The organism is Pseudomonas putida S13.1.2 (assembly GCF_000498395.2).
In the GTDB taxonomy this organism is placed as follows: domain Bacteria; phylum Pseudomonadota; class Gammaproteobacteria; order Pseudomonadales; family Pseudomonadaceae; genus Aquipseudomonas; species Aquipseudomonas putida_Q.
Map to the genome: position 1 here is coordinate 5,553,951 of NZ_CP010979.1, position 14,070 is coordinate 5,568,020.

Sequence of the window (14,070 nt, forward strand, 5' to 3'; positions counted from 1 at the left end):
GCAGACCGACCGTTAGTCGGCTACCGTACAGTTGAACCACTGATAGCGTTCTGATTGCATTGCGTGTTACCACCTCAGGACTAGAGTAATAATGGATCCAACCGTATTTTGAAGTCGGTCACATAATAGAGAAGCAGCATGGATGGCGCTCAAGCTCAAGCTCAACCACAGCCACTGGATGGTAGCTCGGTCCTTCTGGTGGTAGATGACTACCCCGAGAACCTCATCAGCATGCGGGCGTTGCTGGCCCGGCAGGATTGGCAAGTGTTGACGGCAAGCTCGGGGACGGAAGCCTTGAGTGCGTTGCTGGAACACGATGTCGACCTGGTCTTGCTGGATGTACAGATGCCGGAGATGGATGGGTTCGAAGTCGCCCGGCTCATGCGTGGCAGCCAGCGCACCCGGCTGACACCGATCATCTTCCTCACCGCCAACGAACAGTCCGAAGCGGCCGTGCTCAAAGGGTACGCCAGCGGCGCTGTGGACTACATGTTCAAACCGTTCGACCCGCAAATTCTCAAGCCCAAAGTGCAGGCCTTGCTCGACCAGCAGCGCAACCGGCGCATGCTGCAGCGCCTGACCCGCGAGCTGGAGGCAGCCAGGGCGTTCAATGCGTCGATCCTGGAGAACGCCGCCGAGGGCATTCTGGTGGTGGATGCCCAAGGCGTCATCAGTTTTGCCAACCCGGCCATTTCGCGCTTGCTGGCGGCCCCGGTGCAGCAGTTGCAGGGTGTGCACCTGCTCGACCTGGTGCAACTCGCCAGTGCCAGCGTGTGGGGGGAGTCTGACTTCTACCAGGCCTACCTGGGGCGGCGTATTTTCCGCGTGCATGATGCCCAGCTGCGTACCCTCGGTGGCGAACTGGTGCCGGTGGCGTTGTCCTGCGCACCGTTGCCGGCTGACCAGCAGGCCATGGTGGTCACCGTGCTGGACATGTCGGTGGTGCGCAACCTGCACCAGCAGCTGGAATACCAGGCCGTGACCGACCCGCTTACCGGCCTGCTCAACCGCCGTGGTTTCTACCAGGCGGCCGAAGGTGCGCTGCTGCGCAACGAGCGTTCGGACAAGGCACAGGCATTGATGTACATGGACCTGGACGGCTTCAAGCGCATCAACGACTCGTTGGGCCACGACACCGGTGACCGTGTGCTGCGCTGGGTGGGCGAGCAACTCAAGGATTGCCTGGGCAGCGAGGCCTTGCTGGCACGCATGGGAGGGGATGAATTCACCGCGCTTTTCGACAGCCTGCCCTATCCCGAACAGGCCGGGCGCTATGCCGAGAAGTTGCTTGAGCGTATTTCGATCAGCCACCAGATCGAAGGGCTGGATGTGTGCCTTGGGGTCAGCATCGGCATCGCCACCTTCCCGGACTGCGGGGCCAATGTGGAAGGCCTGCTGCGCGCCGCCGATGCAGCGATGTACGCCGCCAAGCAGGCCGGGCGCCAGCAGTACCGTTTCTACGACCAGGAGCTCAACGGCCGGGCGCGCTCGCGGCTGATGCTGGAAGACGGTGTGCGCACCGCCATCGAGCAGCAGGATTTCACCTTGGTGTATCAGCCGCAGGTGTCGTTCATTGATGGCCGTCTGCGGGGCTTCGAGGCCTTGTTGCGCTGGCAGCATCCCAGCGTCGGCGACGTACCGCCTGGGCTGTTTATCCCGTTGCTGGAAGAGGCCCGCCTGATCAACCGCCTGGCCAGCTGGATCTACCGCCAGGGGGCCGCCCAGCGCCAGGCCTGGTACGAACGCTTCCCTGCAGACCTTGTGCTCGGCATCAGCCTGAGCCGCGCGCAGTTCGTCATGCCCGGCCTGGTCGAAGAGCTGCAGCGGGTGATCCAGCTTTACCAGCTGGACCCGGCGCAGCTGGAGGTGGAAGTCGCGGAAACCTCGCTGATGTATAACATCGATGCGGCCGTCAAACAGATACACCGCTTGCGTGAGCTGGGGGTGCGGGTGGCCCTGGACGATTTTGGCGCAGGCGACTGTTCGTTGCGCATGCTGCGTGACTTGCCGATCGACACCTTGAAGCTCGACCGCCACCTGGTGGCGCGCTTGCCTGATTCGGCGGTGGATGCAGCCTTGGTCCGCAGTGTCATCGGCCTGTGCGCCGACTACGGCATCACAGTGATCGCCGAGGGTGTGGAAACCCCGGCCCAGGCGGCTTGGCTGAAGGCCAATGGTTGCGAATACGTGCAGGGTTTTCTGGTGGCGTACCCAATGACTGCTGCGGATGCCAGCGGCTTCCCGGCAATTTTCTCCTGGCCAGGGCCATGATTGGCTAGAATCGGCATTCGTTACGCCGAATGCAGCGCCATGACCGTATTACGTTACCTGCAAGCCTACCCTGCACACCTGCAAGAGCAGGTGCGGCAGATGATCGACAGCGACCGCCTGGGCGAATACCTGCAGCGCCGCTACCCCGACCGCCATGACGTGCAAAGCGACAAGGCGCTGTACGGCTATGCCCAGGATCTGCGCCAGCAATACCTGCGCAGTGCGCCGAACCTGGACAAGGTGCTGTTCGACAACCGTCTCGACCTGACCCATCGGGCCCTGGGCCTGAACACGGCGGTGTCGCGGGTGCAGGGCGGCAAGCTCAAGGCGAAGAAGGAAATCCGCATTGCCTCGCTGTTCAAGGAAGCTGCGCCGCAGTTCTTGCGCATGATCGTGGTGCATGAACTGGCGCACCTGCGCGAGCGCGATCACAACAAGGCGTTCTACCAGCTCTGCCAGCATATGGAGCCGGACTACCACCAACTGGAATTCGACCTGCGCGTCTACCTGACCTATCGGGAGCTGCCAGGCAACTGCTAAGGACCACGCAGCATGGAAGTGAGCAAGACCAAGAGCAGCTTCTACCGTCGCCTGTACGTCGCCTGGCTGATCGACAGCCAGACCGCGACCAGCGTGCCCGCCCTGATGGAGGCTACCGGCATGCCGCGACGCACGGCCCAGGACACCATCGCCGCGCTGGCTGACCTGGACATCGTCTGCGAGTTCGAACAGCAGGAAGGCGCACGCAACCACGCCGGGCATTACCGCATTCATGACTGGGGGGCGATCGACAAGCAGTGGATCATCCGCCACTTGCGGCAGATCCGCGAAGTGCTGGGCTATCCCTGAGGATTCCGGGGCTGCTGTGCAGCCCATCGCCCAGGCCTGCGCGGAACCTGTGGGAGCTGGCTTGCCGGCGAAAGGGGTGCAAAGCACCCCCGGCAATTTCAGCCTTTGCGCATCCCGATGTGCGGGATGTCATCTTCAAGATATTCCTCGCCCACCACCTCAAACCCATGGCCGGCATAAAACCCCTGCAAGTGCGCCTGTGCCGACAGGTAAACCGGTACTCCCGGCCAGCAATGCTCTGCCGCCTCCAGCCCCTTGAGCAGCAACGTGTGCCCCAGCTTCAGGCCGCGCGCTTCGGGGGCGGTCACCACCCGCCCGATAACCACGTCCCCGCCCTGGGACTGCGGGTCGAGCAAGCGCAGATAAGCCACCAGCTTGTCGTCCTGCCAGGCCATCAGGTGCACGGTATCGCCGCTCAGGTCCTGGCCATCGACTTCCTGGTACGCGCAGCGCTGCTCGACCACAAACACTTCGGTGCGCAATTGCAGAATGGCGTAGAGCTGGTCCTTGCCGAGGTCGGTGTGGTGCTTGCAGAGCCAGTCGATGGACATTGGCGAACTCCTTGAATGGGTAGTCGATCATCGCACGTCGTCGGTGCTTCGGCCAAAATAGAGGCTAAATGACACTATTGGCCGCTGCCCTCTGCAACAGCTTTGTGTAATCTCGTCGGCAGTGTGTGCCCTCCATAGCGAAAGGACGTGAGCATGCGGCCACTGCTTTGTGTGCTGGGATTACTGGCAATGATGCTGGCAACACCCGCCCCGGGTCACGACAAGCTACGGTTGGTGGCTGACAGCTGGCCACCGTTCACGGATGCCAACATGCCGGGCGGCGGCCTGGCGACCAGCATCGTTACCACGGCACTGGCACGTGCCGGCTACACCAGCGGCTATGAAGAGGCGCCTTGGGCGAGGGCGCTGCTGGGGGTAGGTGAGGGGCGCTACGACGTACTGATCAATGCCTGGTACAACGACTCGCGCGCCAACATCGGGCAGTTTTCCAAAGCCTACCTGACTAACCGCATTCGCCTGCTGCAACGCACGGGCGAAAATTTCCACTACAAAGGCCAGTCGGATTTGTACCCCTACAGCATCGCGGTGGTACGTGATTACGCCTATTCCCCGGAATTCGACGCCGATACCCGTCTGCACAAGGTGCCGGTGCGCAACTTTTCGTCGGCGGTACGCATGCTGGCGGCAGGGCGGGTGAACCTGGCGGTGGAAGACGAGTACGTGGCCCGCTACAACCTGCAGCGTGAGCCGCAGGAAGTGCGTGATGGGGTGATGCTGGTGGAGCCGCCGCTGGGGGAGAACACCCTGCATATCCTGGTGAGCCTGAAGCACCCGGAGCATAAACGCATCGTCGAGCGCTTCGAGCAGGCCATTGAGGCGATGAAGGCCGATGGCAGCTATGACCGGCTGTTGCGTCAGCATGGCTTCTGACCTATATCGCGTGTTCTGGCCTCTTCGCGGGTAAACCCGCTCCCACAGGTAATCCATATGTCCCAAGCCCTGTGAAATCCCTGTGGGAGCGGGTTTACCCGCGAAGAGGCAAGCACAGGCAACCCAAAAATCAGGCCGGGGCACCTTCCTTGATCAGGTGTGCCGCCAAGGTCCGCAACGGCCCCAACTGCCGGCAAATCAACGCCAACTGTGTCTGCACCAACCGCTGATGTTCATCCAGCTCTTCCGGCATCTGCTCCAGGGCATTGGCCAGCGCCTCTTCGGCATCGCTGTGAATCGCCACCGGTAGCCGTGCTGCCAGGCCGTTGGCAATCTCGTCCAGGCTGCTGGCCAGGCTTTGCCCGGCGCCCTCGATCAACTGCTCCTGCACTTCTGCCGGCAAGGCCGTGTCGCGGTGCGCGCCCAACCCCGAGAGGTAGCTGAGCAAGGTGTGCGACAGCACCAGGAAGCGGAAGCCAACGTCAGCCTCCTTACGGAAATGCCCCGGCTCCATCAGCATGTTGGCCAAGGTAGTGGACAGCGCCGCGTCGGCGTTATGGGCATTGCGCCGGGCCAGGCGGTAGGCCAGGTCGTCGCGCTTGCCATGGGCATACTGCTGCATGATCTGGCGCAGGTACACGCTGGCGCAGGCCAGGGTATTGGCCAGCGCCTTGTTCAACCGTCGCCCTTGCCAGTCCGGCAAGAACAGGAACACCGCCAGAATGGCGATCAGGCTGCCCACCAGTGTATCGAACAGGCGTGGCAGGAACAGGCCGTAGCCATCGCCGATCTGGTTGAAGCAGAACAGCACCATCAGGGTGATCGCGGCCGTGGCCAGGGTGTAGCGGGTGGTACGGTTGACGAAGAACACCACCCCGGCAACCACGGCGAACAGCGACTGGATGACCGGGTTGGGGAACAGGTCGAACAACGCCCAGCCCACTGTCAGGCCGACGGCGGTGCCGAAAATTCGCTGCACCAGCTTGCGCCGGGTTGCACCGTAGTTGGGCTGGCACACAAACAGCGTGGTGAGGATGATCCAGTAGCCCTGGGTGGGGTGAATCAGGTGCACCATGCCGTAGCCGATCGACAGTGCGAGCGGCAGGCGCAGGGCGTGACGGAACAACAGCGAGGTCGGCGTGAGCTGGGTGCGCAGGCGTTTCCACACGTCTTTCAGCGAGCGTGGCGAGCGGTCGAGCAGGCTGCTGTCACTGGTATCGGCCAGGCTGTCCGGGTTGCTGGCGGCGCTCAGCAGGCGGTCCAGTGTGGCCAGGTTGGCTGCCAGTGCCCGCAGCGAGCGCAGCAGGCTGCGCCAGGCCGGGTTGTTCTGCATGCGCAGGTGCTCCAGCGAGGCGTTGAGGTCCTCGAGGGCTTCTGGATAACCGCTGGCCAGCACGAACGGCTGGCGCAGGCGGATCGAGCGGGCCAGCTCCTGGCAGGACGAGCCTTGCTTGCGTAGCAGGCGCTGGCAGCGGAACATCACGTCACTGTGGAAAAACGCCTCGGTCAGGCCGTTGTAGGGGTAGTGCGAGGCACTGACCCGCTCGTGAATGTCCTGGGCCAGGAAGTACAGTTTGAGGTAGCGGCTGACCTTGGAATTGGGCTGGCTGTTGCCCACCCGGTGCAGGATGATTTCCTTGGCAGCGTTGAGCGCTGCCACCACCTTGCCGTTCTGCTGGGCCAGCTCCAGGCGCCGGGCCTCGACGTCGAGGGTGCGGATCGGTTCGAACAGGCTGGCCTTGAGTTTGAGGTAGCTGCCCAGTTCGAAGAACAGCTTGGCCAGGCTTTGCTGCACCGGCTGGTTGGAAAACAGCGCCTGCCACAGTACCGAGAGCAGCCCGTACCAGGCCGCGCCCGCCACCAGCAGCAGCGGCTCGTGCCAGAAGTCCGTCACTTGGCCACCGCGCTGGTCCACACCGATCATGGTGTACACCGCCGTGATCAATGTCGCCGAGGCAATCGCACCATAGCGCTCGCCCAAGGCGCCGAGCATGGTCAGGCCGAACGCCGCCAAAGCCAGGGCGATGGCGAAGATCCAGGGGTAGGGGAACAGCAACTCGACCGCCAGCGCAGCGATGGCGAAACACACCAAGGTAACCGCCAGGGCGCTGAGGCGGCCCTGCCAGCTGTCGTCGGTCTCGGCCAGGGCGCTGGCGATGATGCCGAGGAACAGCGGAATCAGCAGGGCCATCTCGTTCTGGTACCAGCACAGGGCCAGGCTGCCGGTGAGGGCGATGGTGACCCGGATGCTGTAGCTGAACTTGTCTTGGCCCCACAGGCGACGCAGTGACTGACGGAACGAGCTCGATGACATGATGGCCTGCTAGGCAGTGAGCGAAGAATGCATTGCAGCACGGGCCAGCAAGAAGCGTTCCGTGCTGCTGAATGGATTCTACTCTACACGAACTGCGCCGCGGCGTTGGCCGATGCCCAGGCCCACTGGAAGTTGAAACCGCCCAGGTGGCCAGTGACATCCAGCACTTCCCCGATGAAGTACAGCCCGGGGCTTTTCAGCGATTCCATGGTCTTGGACGACACTTCGCGGGTATCCACGCCGCCCAGGGTCACTTCGGCGGTGCGGTAGCCTTCGGTGCCGGCCGGCACCACTTGCCAGTTCGCCAGTTTTTCGGCGATCTGTGCCAGTTCCGCCGGGGTGTACTGCTTCATCGGCCTGGACTCGAACCATTGCTCGGCCAGCAGGTTGGCCAGCTTGCGGGTGAATACCTCACCCAGCACGGTCTTCAGTTCGGCGTTGGCGCGTTCGGCCTGCATCTGTTGCAGCCAGCCCAGCGCATCGCGGTCCGGCAACAGGTTGATCTCGACCGTATCGCCCGCTTCCCAGAACGACGAAATCTGCAGGATCGCCGGGCCGCTCAGGCCGCGGTGGGTGAACAGCAGGTTCTCGCGGAAGCTGGTGCCGTTGCAGCTGGCGGTGCAGTCCAGCGAAGTGCCGGACAGTTCGGTGCACAGTGCCTTGAGTTGGGGCTCGGTGATGGTGAACGGCACCAGCCCGGCGCGGGTCGGCAGCAGGGTGTGGCCGAACTGGCGGGCCACCTGGTAGCCGAAGCCGGTGGCGCCCAGGGTCGGGATCGACAGGCCGCCGGTGGCGATCACCAGCGACTGGCAGGCGAACTGGCCACCGCTGGTCTGCAGCAGGTAGCCGCTTTCGGTCTTCTCGATGTGTTCGATGCTGGTGTGCATGCGGATCTCGGCGCCGGCCTCGTCGCATTCGGCCAGCAGCATGTCGAGGATGTCACTGGCCTTGTTGTCGCAGAACAGCTGGCCGAGTTTCTTCTCGTGGTACGGCACGCCGTGCTTGCACACCAGCTCGATGAAGTCCCACTGGGTGTAGCGGGCCAGGGCCGACTTGCAGAAGTGCGCGTTGTGCGACAGGAAGTTGGCTGGCTCGGTGTACATGTTGGTGAAGTTGCAGCGCCCGCCGCCGGACATGAGGATTTTCTTGCCGGGCTTGTTGGCGTGGTCGAGCAGCAGTACCCGGCGGCCGCGGCGGGCGCTGAGCTGGGCGCACATCAGGCCGGCGGCGCCTGCGCCGAGGATGATCACGTCGGTGGAGTGCACGGTGTTACCTCAGTGGTAGTTTGGGGCCGCTGTGCGGCCCATCGCCGGCAAGCCAGCTCCCACAGGCCCTGCACAAGCCTCAGGCCTGTGGTGATCCTGTGGGAGCTGGCTTGCCGGCGATGGGCTGCAGAGCAGCCCCAAAAATGTCAGAGAATGCGGACTTTCAGGGCGCGGCCCTTGATCTTGCCGCTGTTCAGCCGCTGCATGGCCTGCTTGGCCAGCGCGCGCTCCACGGCAACAAACGCCTGGAAGTCGAAGATGGCGATCTTGCCCACCTGCTTGCCCGGGATGCCGGCATCACCGGTCAGCGCACCAAGAATATCGCCAGGGCGCAGTTTGTCCTTGCGGCCTGCGGCAATGCACAGCGTGGTCATTACCGGCAGCAGCGGTTCACCGCCCTTGTTCTTCAGGCTGTCCAGCGAGGCCCAGCGCAGCGGGCTTTTCTGCAGGTCTTCGATGGCCTGGGCGCGGTGGCCTTCGGCCGGTGCCACCAGGCTTACCGCCACACCTTTCTCGCCGGCACGGCCGGTACGGCCCACGCGGTGCACGTGGATTTCGGCATCACGCGCCAGCTCCACGTTGATGACCATGTCCAGGCCATCGATATCCAGGCCGCGCGCGGCCACGTCGGTGGCCACCAGCACCGAGCTGCTGCGGTTGGCGAACATGGCCAGTACCTGGTCGCGGTCGCGTTGCTCCAGGTCACCGTGCAGGGCCTGGGCAACGATACCCTTGGCCGTCAGGTGAGCAACCACGTCCTCGCATTGCTGCTTGGTGAAGCAGAACGCCACGCAGGATTGCGGGCGGTAGTGGCCGAGCACACGGGTGACGGCTTCAAGGCGGTGCTGTGGGTCGATCTCGATGAAGCTCTGTTCGATCTGGTTGTCGGTGTGCAGGCTCTCGACCTTGACCTGCTGCGGGTTACGCATGAAGTCGGCGGCCAGCTGCTTGATACCGGACGGGTAAGTGGCCGAGAACAGCAGGGTCTGGCGGCGCGACGGGGTCTTGCCGATGATGCTGGCGATGGCGTCGAAGAAACCCATGTCGAGCATGCGGTCGGCTTCGTCCAGCACCAGCGTGTTCAGGCCGTCGAGCACCAGGGTGCCTTTGTCCAGGTGCTGCTGGATACGCCCCGGGGTGCCGACGATGATGTGCGCGCCGTGCTCCAGCGAAGCAATCTGCGGGCCCAGCGAAACGCCGCCGCACAGGGTCAGGATCTTGATGTTGTCCTCGGCGCGGGCCAGGCGGCGCAGCTCTTTGGCCACCTGGTCGGCGAGCTCGCGGGTAGGGCACAGCACCAGCGCCTGGCAGCCGAAGTAGCGCGGGTTGATCGGGTTCAGCAGGCCGATGCCGAAGGCGGCTGTCTTGCCGCTGCCGGTCTTGGCCTGGGCGATCAGGTCCTGGCCCTTGAGGATGACGGGCAGGCTCTGGGCCTGGATCGGCGTCATCGAGGCATAGCCGAGGGCGTCCAGGTTCGCCAGCATGGCGGCGGACAACGGCAGAGTGGCAAAGGCGGTGGATTCGGTGGTCACGAGGCGGGCCTGCGTTGCGAAGCGAAAAAATGCCGCACAGTCTACCAGCCTCGTGGCCATTCGCCCTACGGTTCCATGTGTTGTTCCGGACGACGGGCACGCCTTCCGTCCGTCGGCGCCAGTTGCAGGAAGATCGCTGCCGCCAGCATGGCCATCACGCCGATGGTGACAAACGTCAACTGGAAGGCGCCCAGGGTGCTTTCCACGCCTTCGGCACTGCCCGCTGCGGTAAAGCCGCCCAGCAGGGCGCCGGCACAGGCCACACCCAGGCTCAGTGCCAACTGTGCAACAACCGACAGCAGGCTGTTGCCACTGCTGGCGCTGGCGTCATCGAGGTCGATCAGGGTTACCGTGTTCATGGCCGTGAACTGCATGGAGTTGACCGCGCCCAGCAGGCCCAGCTGGATCAGCAGCACTGCGTAGGGTGTCTGCTCGTCGACCAGGCCGAGGCTGGCCAGCAGCAGGCCCAGCAGCAAGGTGTTGCCGGTGAGGATGATGCGGTAGCCAAACCGTTCGATCAGCGGCCTTGCGACAGACTTGGCCAGCATGGCCGCTGCTGCCAAGGGGATCATGCTCATGCCGGCCTGGGCCGGCGAGTAGCCGAGCGCCACCTGCAGCAGCAGCGGCACCAGGAAGGGCAGGGCGCCGCTGCCTAGGCGGGCGAACAGGTTGCCGAGGATGCCGATGGCGAAGGTGCGCACGCGGAACAGACTGGGCGAGAACAGCGGCTCCGGGTCGCGCCCGGCGCGCAGCCAGTAGGCGGCCAGGCAGGCCATGCCGGCGAACAGCAGCAGCATCACCCGCAGGTGCGGCAGGTGCAACTCGCCCAGGCCTTCCATGGCGATGGTGATCAATACCATCGCTGCGCCAAACAACAGGAACCCGGGGCCGTCGAACGTGGTGCGCTCGGCACCGCGCAGGTCCGGGATGAACTTCCATACAGCAATGCAGCCGATCAGGCCGACCGGCAGGTTGAGCAGGAAGATCCAGTGCCAGCTGAGGATTTCCACCAGCCAGCCGCCGACGGTTGGCCCCAGCAGTGGGCCGAGCAGGCCAGGGATGGTGATGAAACTCATGATCCGCACCAGCTCGCTGCGGGGGTAGGCGCGCAGCACCACCAGCCGCCCGACCGGCAGCATCAGCGCACCGCCCAGGCCCTGTACCACGCGGGCGAAGATCAGGAAGCCCAGGCTATTGGCTGCTGCGCACAGCAGCGAGCCGAAGCTGAACAGCAGGATGGCGCTGAAGAAGATGCGCTTGGTGCCAAAACGGTCGGCGATCCAGCCCGAGGCGGGGATCAGCAGGGCCACGGTGAGCATGTAGGCGATGATCACACCCTGCATGCGCAGCGGGTCTTCGGCCAGCGAGCGGGCCATGGCCGGCAGCGCGGTGTTGAGGATGGTGCCGTCCAGGGACTGCATGAAGAAAGCGATGGCCACTACCCAGGGGATCCAGCGGGCGGTGACGGGGTCCAGCGGGGTGCGCTCAGGCATGACGTCCTCTTTTGTCTGTGCCGGCCTCTTCGCGGGGCAAGCCCGCTCCCACAAGATCTCCACTGCACTCTGATGTGGTGGGATCTCTGTGGGAGCGGGCTTGCCCGCGAAAGGGCCGGTAATGCCAATCACAATGTCAAGGTCAGGCCTTTGACCAATGCCCCCGGTAAATGACTCGACCCGGTACTGCGCTGCCCATAGGTACTGGTCGACAAGATCATCTCGCGCTCCCGGGTCAGGTCCTCCAGCTGGCTACCCAGCAAGCTGTAAAGGCTGTCATCGAAGCGCATGGTGCTCACCGGCCCCTGGATCTGCCCGTTTTCCACCCAGAAGGTGGCGAAGCGGGTCAGCCCGGTCATGCGCGCTGCCGGCAGGTCAGAGTAGTTCAGGTACCACAGGTTGCTGATGTACAGCCCGGTGCCTAGTCGCTCAAGGATCTGTTCGCTGGCCAGGTTGCCAGGCGCCAGGCTGAGCGCGCAGGGCGACTCGTAGCTGTCGGCGCCATTGGCCAGCAGCTCGAACTCGGCCGCGCTGCGTGCGCAGATCAAGCGTTGCTGCGCCTTGCCTTGCTGGACCAACGGCACATCCAGGCGTGGCGCCCCTTCATCGGAAAACGCCGGGCTCAGCGAGCCGCTGACCTGCTCGGTGAAGCTCACCAGCGGGCTTAACCGTGCATCGCCGTTGTACAGGCGCTGCAAGGCGCTGTTGCCGGTGGCGAGGGCCTGTGCGGAAAAACCGCCCCAGCACAGCATGCCGGCGATTTCGTCCATGGCCGCAGGCGCCAGGTAGGCGCGGTAGCTGCCAGGCTTGAGGGTGACTGCCGGGCGGCCGAGGAAGCCCAGTTGTTCACGTGCCTGGCGCAGGCGCTCGGTGAAGTCGTCGGCGCTCCACAGCTGGCCGGCATAGTTGGCCTTCACCGCCTGGCCGTTTTCGTGGAACAGGCTCCAGTCAACGTTGAAGCTGTTGGCCTGGTGCCAGCCAAAGGCGCCGAACGAACTGGCGAAGCCCCGGCAGATCGGGCCGGCGGCGTAAATGCCGACCAGGTCCAGCTCGCCTGCTTCGCGGTCGAGCAAGGCCAGCACTTCGTCCAGTGCGGGCAGGGGATGGTCCTGCAGGCTGTGGCTTTGCCAGGCGCTTTCTTCCAGGCGCAGGTACGGGTCGAGGGCCAGCAGCGGCAAGGTCTGGCGCAGTTGCTCAAGGGCATCGCTCAGGCGCTGGCGGTCCAGTTGCACGTCGCCACTCAAGGTCACCTGCTGTTCCGCCTGGCGGCCATTGCGCACCAGCCGCAGCTGGGCGCTTGCCTGGCTCACTTCACCGGCCTGGCGCACCTTGGCGTGGTTGAAACGCACGAACTGCGACTGTTCTGCGCTGTAGCCGAGGGTGAACTGCTCGCCTGCTTGCAGGGCAGCGCGCACATCCCCGACAAGCGTTTCGAAAGCGTGCTTCATCAGGCGTCTCCTCCGAATACATCGATCTGGCGGAACACACAGGCCGGCGAGGCGTGGCCGACCCGCACCACCTGGTTAGGTTCGCCTTTGCCACAGTTGGGCGTGCCCAGTACCTGGAAGGTACTGCGGTCGCCGACGGCCGACAGGTTGCGCCAGAACTGCGCGGAGATGCCGCGGTAGTTGGGGTTCTTGACGATGCCCTTGAGCTCGCCGTTTTCAATCAGCTGGCCATATTCACAGCCGAACTGAAACTTGTTGCGCGCATCATCGATGGACCACGAACGGTTGGTACGCATCAGGATGCCGTGCTCGATGCCTTGCACCAGTTGCTCCAGGCTCTGATCACCCGGTTCGATGTTGAGGTTGGCCATGCGGTCGATCGGGGCACGGTTCCAGCCACAGGCGCGGCTGTTGGCTACGCCGTCCAGGCCAGAACGGAACTGCGACAGCGCGCCGCCCAGTGGGCGCAGCAGCAGACCGTCGCGGATCAGGAACTGCTTGCTGGCCGGGCTGCCGTCATCATCAAAGCTGTAGCTGGCCAGTTCTTCGCCGATGGTCGGGTCGAAGGTCACGTTCAACAGGCTGGAGCCGTACTGCAGGTGGCCGAAGTCGCTGGCTTTGACGAAGCTGGTGCCCGCGTAGTTGCGCTCGTCGCCGAGAATACGGTCCATCTCCAGCGGGTGGCCGATGGACTCGTGGATCTGCAGCATCATCTGGTCGGGCATCAGCAGCAGGTCACGCGGGCCGCTGGGGGTGTTGGGGGCCAGCAGCAGTTGCAGTGCCTCGTCGGCCACCTGCCGGGCGGCGCCGACCAGCCCGCAGCGCTCGATGATCTCGAAACCGCCCTGCTGGCCGAAGTTGTCGCGGCCCAGGCTACGGCTCTGGCTGTCCTGGCCGTCGCTGGCGGTTACGCCCAGGCCCGGGAACAGAAAACGCTGTGCATGGCGCAGTTCGGCGCCCGCGGAGTTCAGGTAGGTTTGCTCCACCAGGCTCAGGCCCAGAGTGGCCTGCCAGTCCACCAGGCGGCTGTCCTTGGGCACGCTGGCCGATTCGGCTGCGAGCAGGCCAAGGCAGTCGGCGAGGGAGGGTACGGGTTGATCGAAATTGGGCGAAGTGTGGTCGTGACGGGCGTTGGTCACTGGCTGGTCGCGCAGGTCGAGCAGGCTGTGCGGGGCGATCTGCCGGGCCAGGGCCTCGGCTTGTTCCAGTGCGCGTTGCAGCCCGGCCTGGGACAGATCGGCGGTGGCCGCATAGGCCTCCACGCCGTTGACCCGCACGGTGAGCATGGCGCCCTCGTCCTGGCTGAAGAAGGGTGGCTCGGCGACATTACGGCGAACCGACAGCGCCTGGTGCGACTGTTTCACATGGCGCAGGGAAAACAACTCGGCCGTACTGCGCAGCGCGGCAAAGCGCTGGCGCAGCAGGGCGCTGGAATCGAACATGCAAAAGCCTCCGT

The 14,070-nt window shown here is 64.3% G+C and carries 11 protein-coding genes; 4 read left to right on the forward strand and 7 right to left on the reverse strand.

Annotated features, from left to right (window positions below; genetic code table 11):
• Nucleotides 1-138 precede the first annotated feature (138 nt).
• The 3 genes from N805_RS24525 to N805_RS24535 are packed head-to-tail and all read left to right on the forward strand — an operon-like array spanning nucleotide 139 to nucleotide 3,120.
• A complete protein-coding gene (locus N805_RS24525) occupies nucleotides 139-2,271 on the forward strand; it encodes a putative bifunctional diguanylate cyclase/phosphodiesterase (protein WP_019473577.1) in 2,133 nt (710 codons plus the stop codon).
• 39 nt (nucleotides 2,272-2,310) lie between these two features.
• On the forward strand, nucleotides 2,311-2,811 hold the full coding sequence (locus N805_RS24530) for a M48 family metallopeptidase (protein WP_026034674.1): 501 nt from the start codon (nucleotides 2,311-2,313) through the stop codon (nucleotides 2,809-2,811).
• A gap of 12 nt (nucleotides 2,812-2,823) precedes the next feature.
• Complete coding sequence (locus N805_RS24535) at nucleotides 2,824-3,120, forward strand: winged helix-turn-helix domain-containing protein (RefSeq protein ID WP_003249396.1); 297 nt, start codon at nucleotides 2,824-2,826, stop codon at nucleotides 3,118-3,120.
• A gap of 98 nt (nucleotides 3,121-3,218) precedes the next feature.
• On the opposite strand, the gene N805_RS24540 is transcribed toward N805_RS24535, so the two are convergent.
• Complete coding sequence (locus tag N805_RS24540) at nucleotides 3,219-3,671, reverse strand: GNAT family N-acetyltransferase (protein WP_019473579.1); 453 nt, start codon at nucleotides 3,669-3,671, stop codon at nucleotides 3,219-3,221.
• Between the two features lie 153 nt (nucleotides 3,672-3,824).
• Here N805_RS24540 and N805_RS24545 point away from each other — a divergent pair, with 153 nt between their 5' ends.
• A complete protein-coding gene (locus N805_RS24545; protein WP_019473580.1) occupies nucleotides 3,825-4,562 on the forward strand; it encodes a substrate-binding periplasmic protein in 738 nt (245 codons plus the stop codon).
• Nucleotides 4,563-4,692: 130 nt separating this feature from the next.
• Here the strand turns inward: N805_RS24545 and yccS are convergent, their stop codons facing one another.
• The 6 genes from yccS to N805_RS24575 all read right to left on the reverse strand — a co-directional run bounded on the left by yccS (nucleotide 4,693) and on the right by N805_RS24575 (nucleotide 14,056).
• The gene (gene yccS / locus N805_RS24550) at nucleotides 4,693-6,876 is read right to left on the reverse strand and encodes a YccS family putative transporter (protein WP_019473581.1); all 2,184 of its coding nucleotides are present in this window, start codon (nucleotides 6,874-6,876) and stop codon (nucleotides 4,693-4,695) included.
• A gap of 83 nt (nucleotides 6,877-6,959) precedes the next feature.
• Nucleotides 6,960-8,141: an NAD(P)/FAD-dependent oxidoreductase gene (locus tag N805_RS24555; protein WP_019473582.1), complete on the reverse strand. Its 1,182-nt coding sequence runs from the start codon at nucleotides 8,139-8,141 to the stop codon at nucleotides 6,960-6,962.
• Nucleotides 8,142-8,287: 146 nt separating this feature from the next.
• On the reverse strand, nucleotides 8,288-9,625 hold the full coding sequence (dbpA, locus tag N805_RS24560; RefSeq protein WP_230685741.1) for an ATP-dependent RNA helicase DbpA: 1,338 nt from the start codon (nucleotides 9,623-9,625) through the stop codon (nucleotides 8,288-8,290).
• Nucleotides 9,626-9,738: 113 nt separating this feature from the next.
• Nucleotides 9,739-11,166 carry a multidrug transporter subunit MdtD gene (gene mdtD / locus N805_RS24565; RefSeq protein ID WP_019473080.1) on the reverse strand — a complete coding sequence of 476 codons (1,428 nt, stop codon included), beginning with the start codon at nucleotides 11,164-11,166 and terminating at the stop codon, nucleotides 9,739-9,741.
• Between the two features lie 128 nt (nucleotides 11,167-11,294).
• Nucleotides 11,295-12,614 carry a TldD/PmbA family protein gene (locus N805_RS24570; protein WP_019473081.1) on the reverse strand — a complete coding sequence of 440 codons (1,320 nt, stop codon included), beginning with the start codon at nucleotides 12,612-12,614 and terminating at the stop codon, nucleotides 11,295-11,297.
• Complete coding sequence (locus N805_RS24575; protein ID WP_019473082.1) at nucleotides 12,614-14,056, reverse strand: TldD/PmbA family protein; 1,443 nt, start codon at nucleotides 14,054-14,056, stop codon at nucleotides 12,614-12,616. The genes N805_RS24570 and N805_RS24575 overlap by 1 nt, the downstream gene beginning before the upstream one ends.
• Nucleotides 14,057-14,070 lie beyond the last annotated feature (14 nt).

Coding starts and splice junctions, on each gene's coding strand:
- N805_RS24525 (WP_019473577.1), top strand. CDS start 139: ATGGATGGCGCTCAAGCTCAAGCTCAACCACAGCCACTGGATGGTAGC.
- N805_RS24530 (WP_026034674.1), top strand. CDS start 2,311: ATGACCGTATTACGTTACCTGCAAGCCTACCCTGCACACCTGCAAGAG.
- N805_RS24540 (WP_019473579.1), bottom strand. CDS start 3,671: ATGTCCATCGACTGGCTCTGCAAGCACCACACCGACCTCGGCAAGGAC.
- N805_RS24575 (WP_019473082.1), bottom strand. CDS start 14,056: ATGTTCGATTCCAGCGCCCTGCTGCGCCAGCGCTTTGCCGCGCTGCGC.
- N805_RS24570 (WP_019473081.1), bottom strand. CDS start 12,614: ATGAAGCACGCTTTCGAAACGCTTGTCGGGGATGTGCGCGCTGCCCTG.
- N805_RS24545 (WP_019473580.1), top strand. CDS start 3,825: ATGCGGCCACTGCTTTGTGTGCTGGGATTACTGGCAATGATGCTGGCA.
- dbpA (WP_230685741.1), bottom strand. CDS start 9,625: ATGCTGGCGAACCTGGACGCCCTCGGCTATGCCTCGATGACGCCGATC.
- N805_RS24535 (WP_003249396.1), top strand. CDS start 2,824: ATGGAAGTGAGCAAGACCAAGAGCAGCTTCTACCGTCGCCTGTACGTC.
- mdtD (WP_019473080.1), bottom strand. CDS start 11,166: ATGCCTGAGCGCACCCCGCTGGACCCCGTCACCGCCCGCTGGATCCCC.
- yccS (WP_019473581.1), bottom strand. CDS start 6,876: ATGTCATCGAGCTCGTTCCGTCAGTCACTGCGTCGCCTGTGGGGCCAA.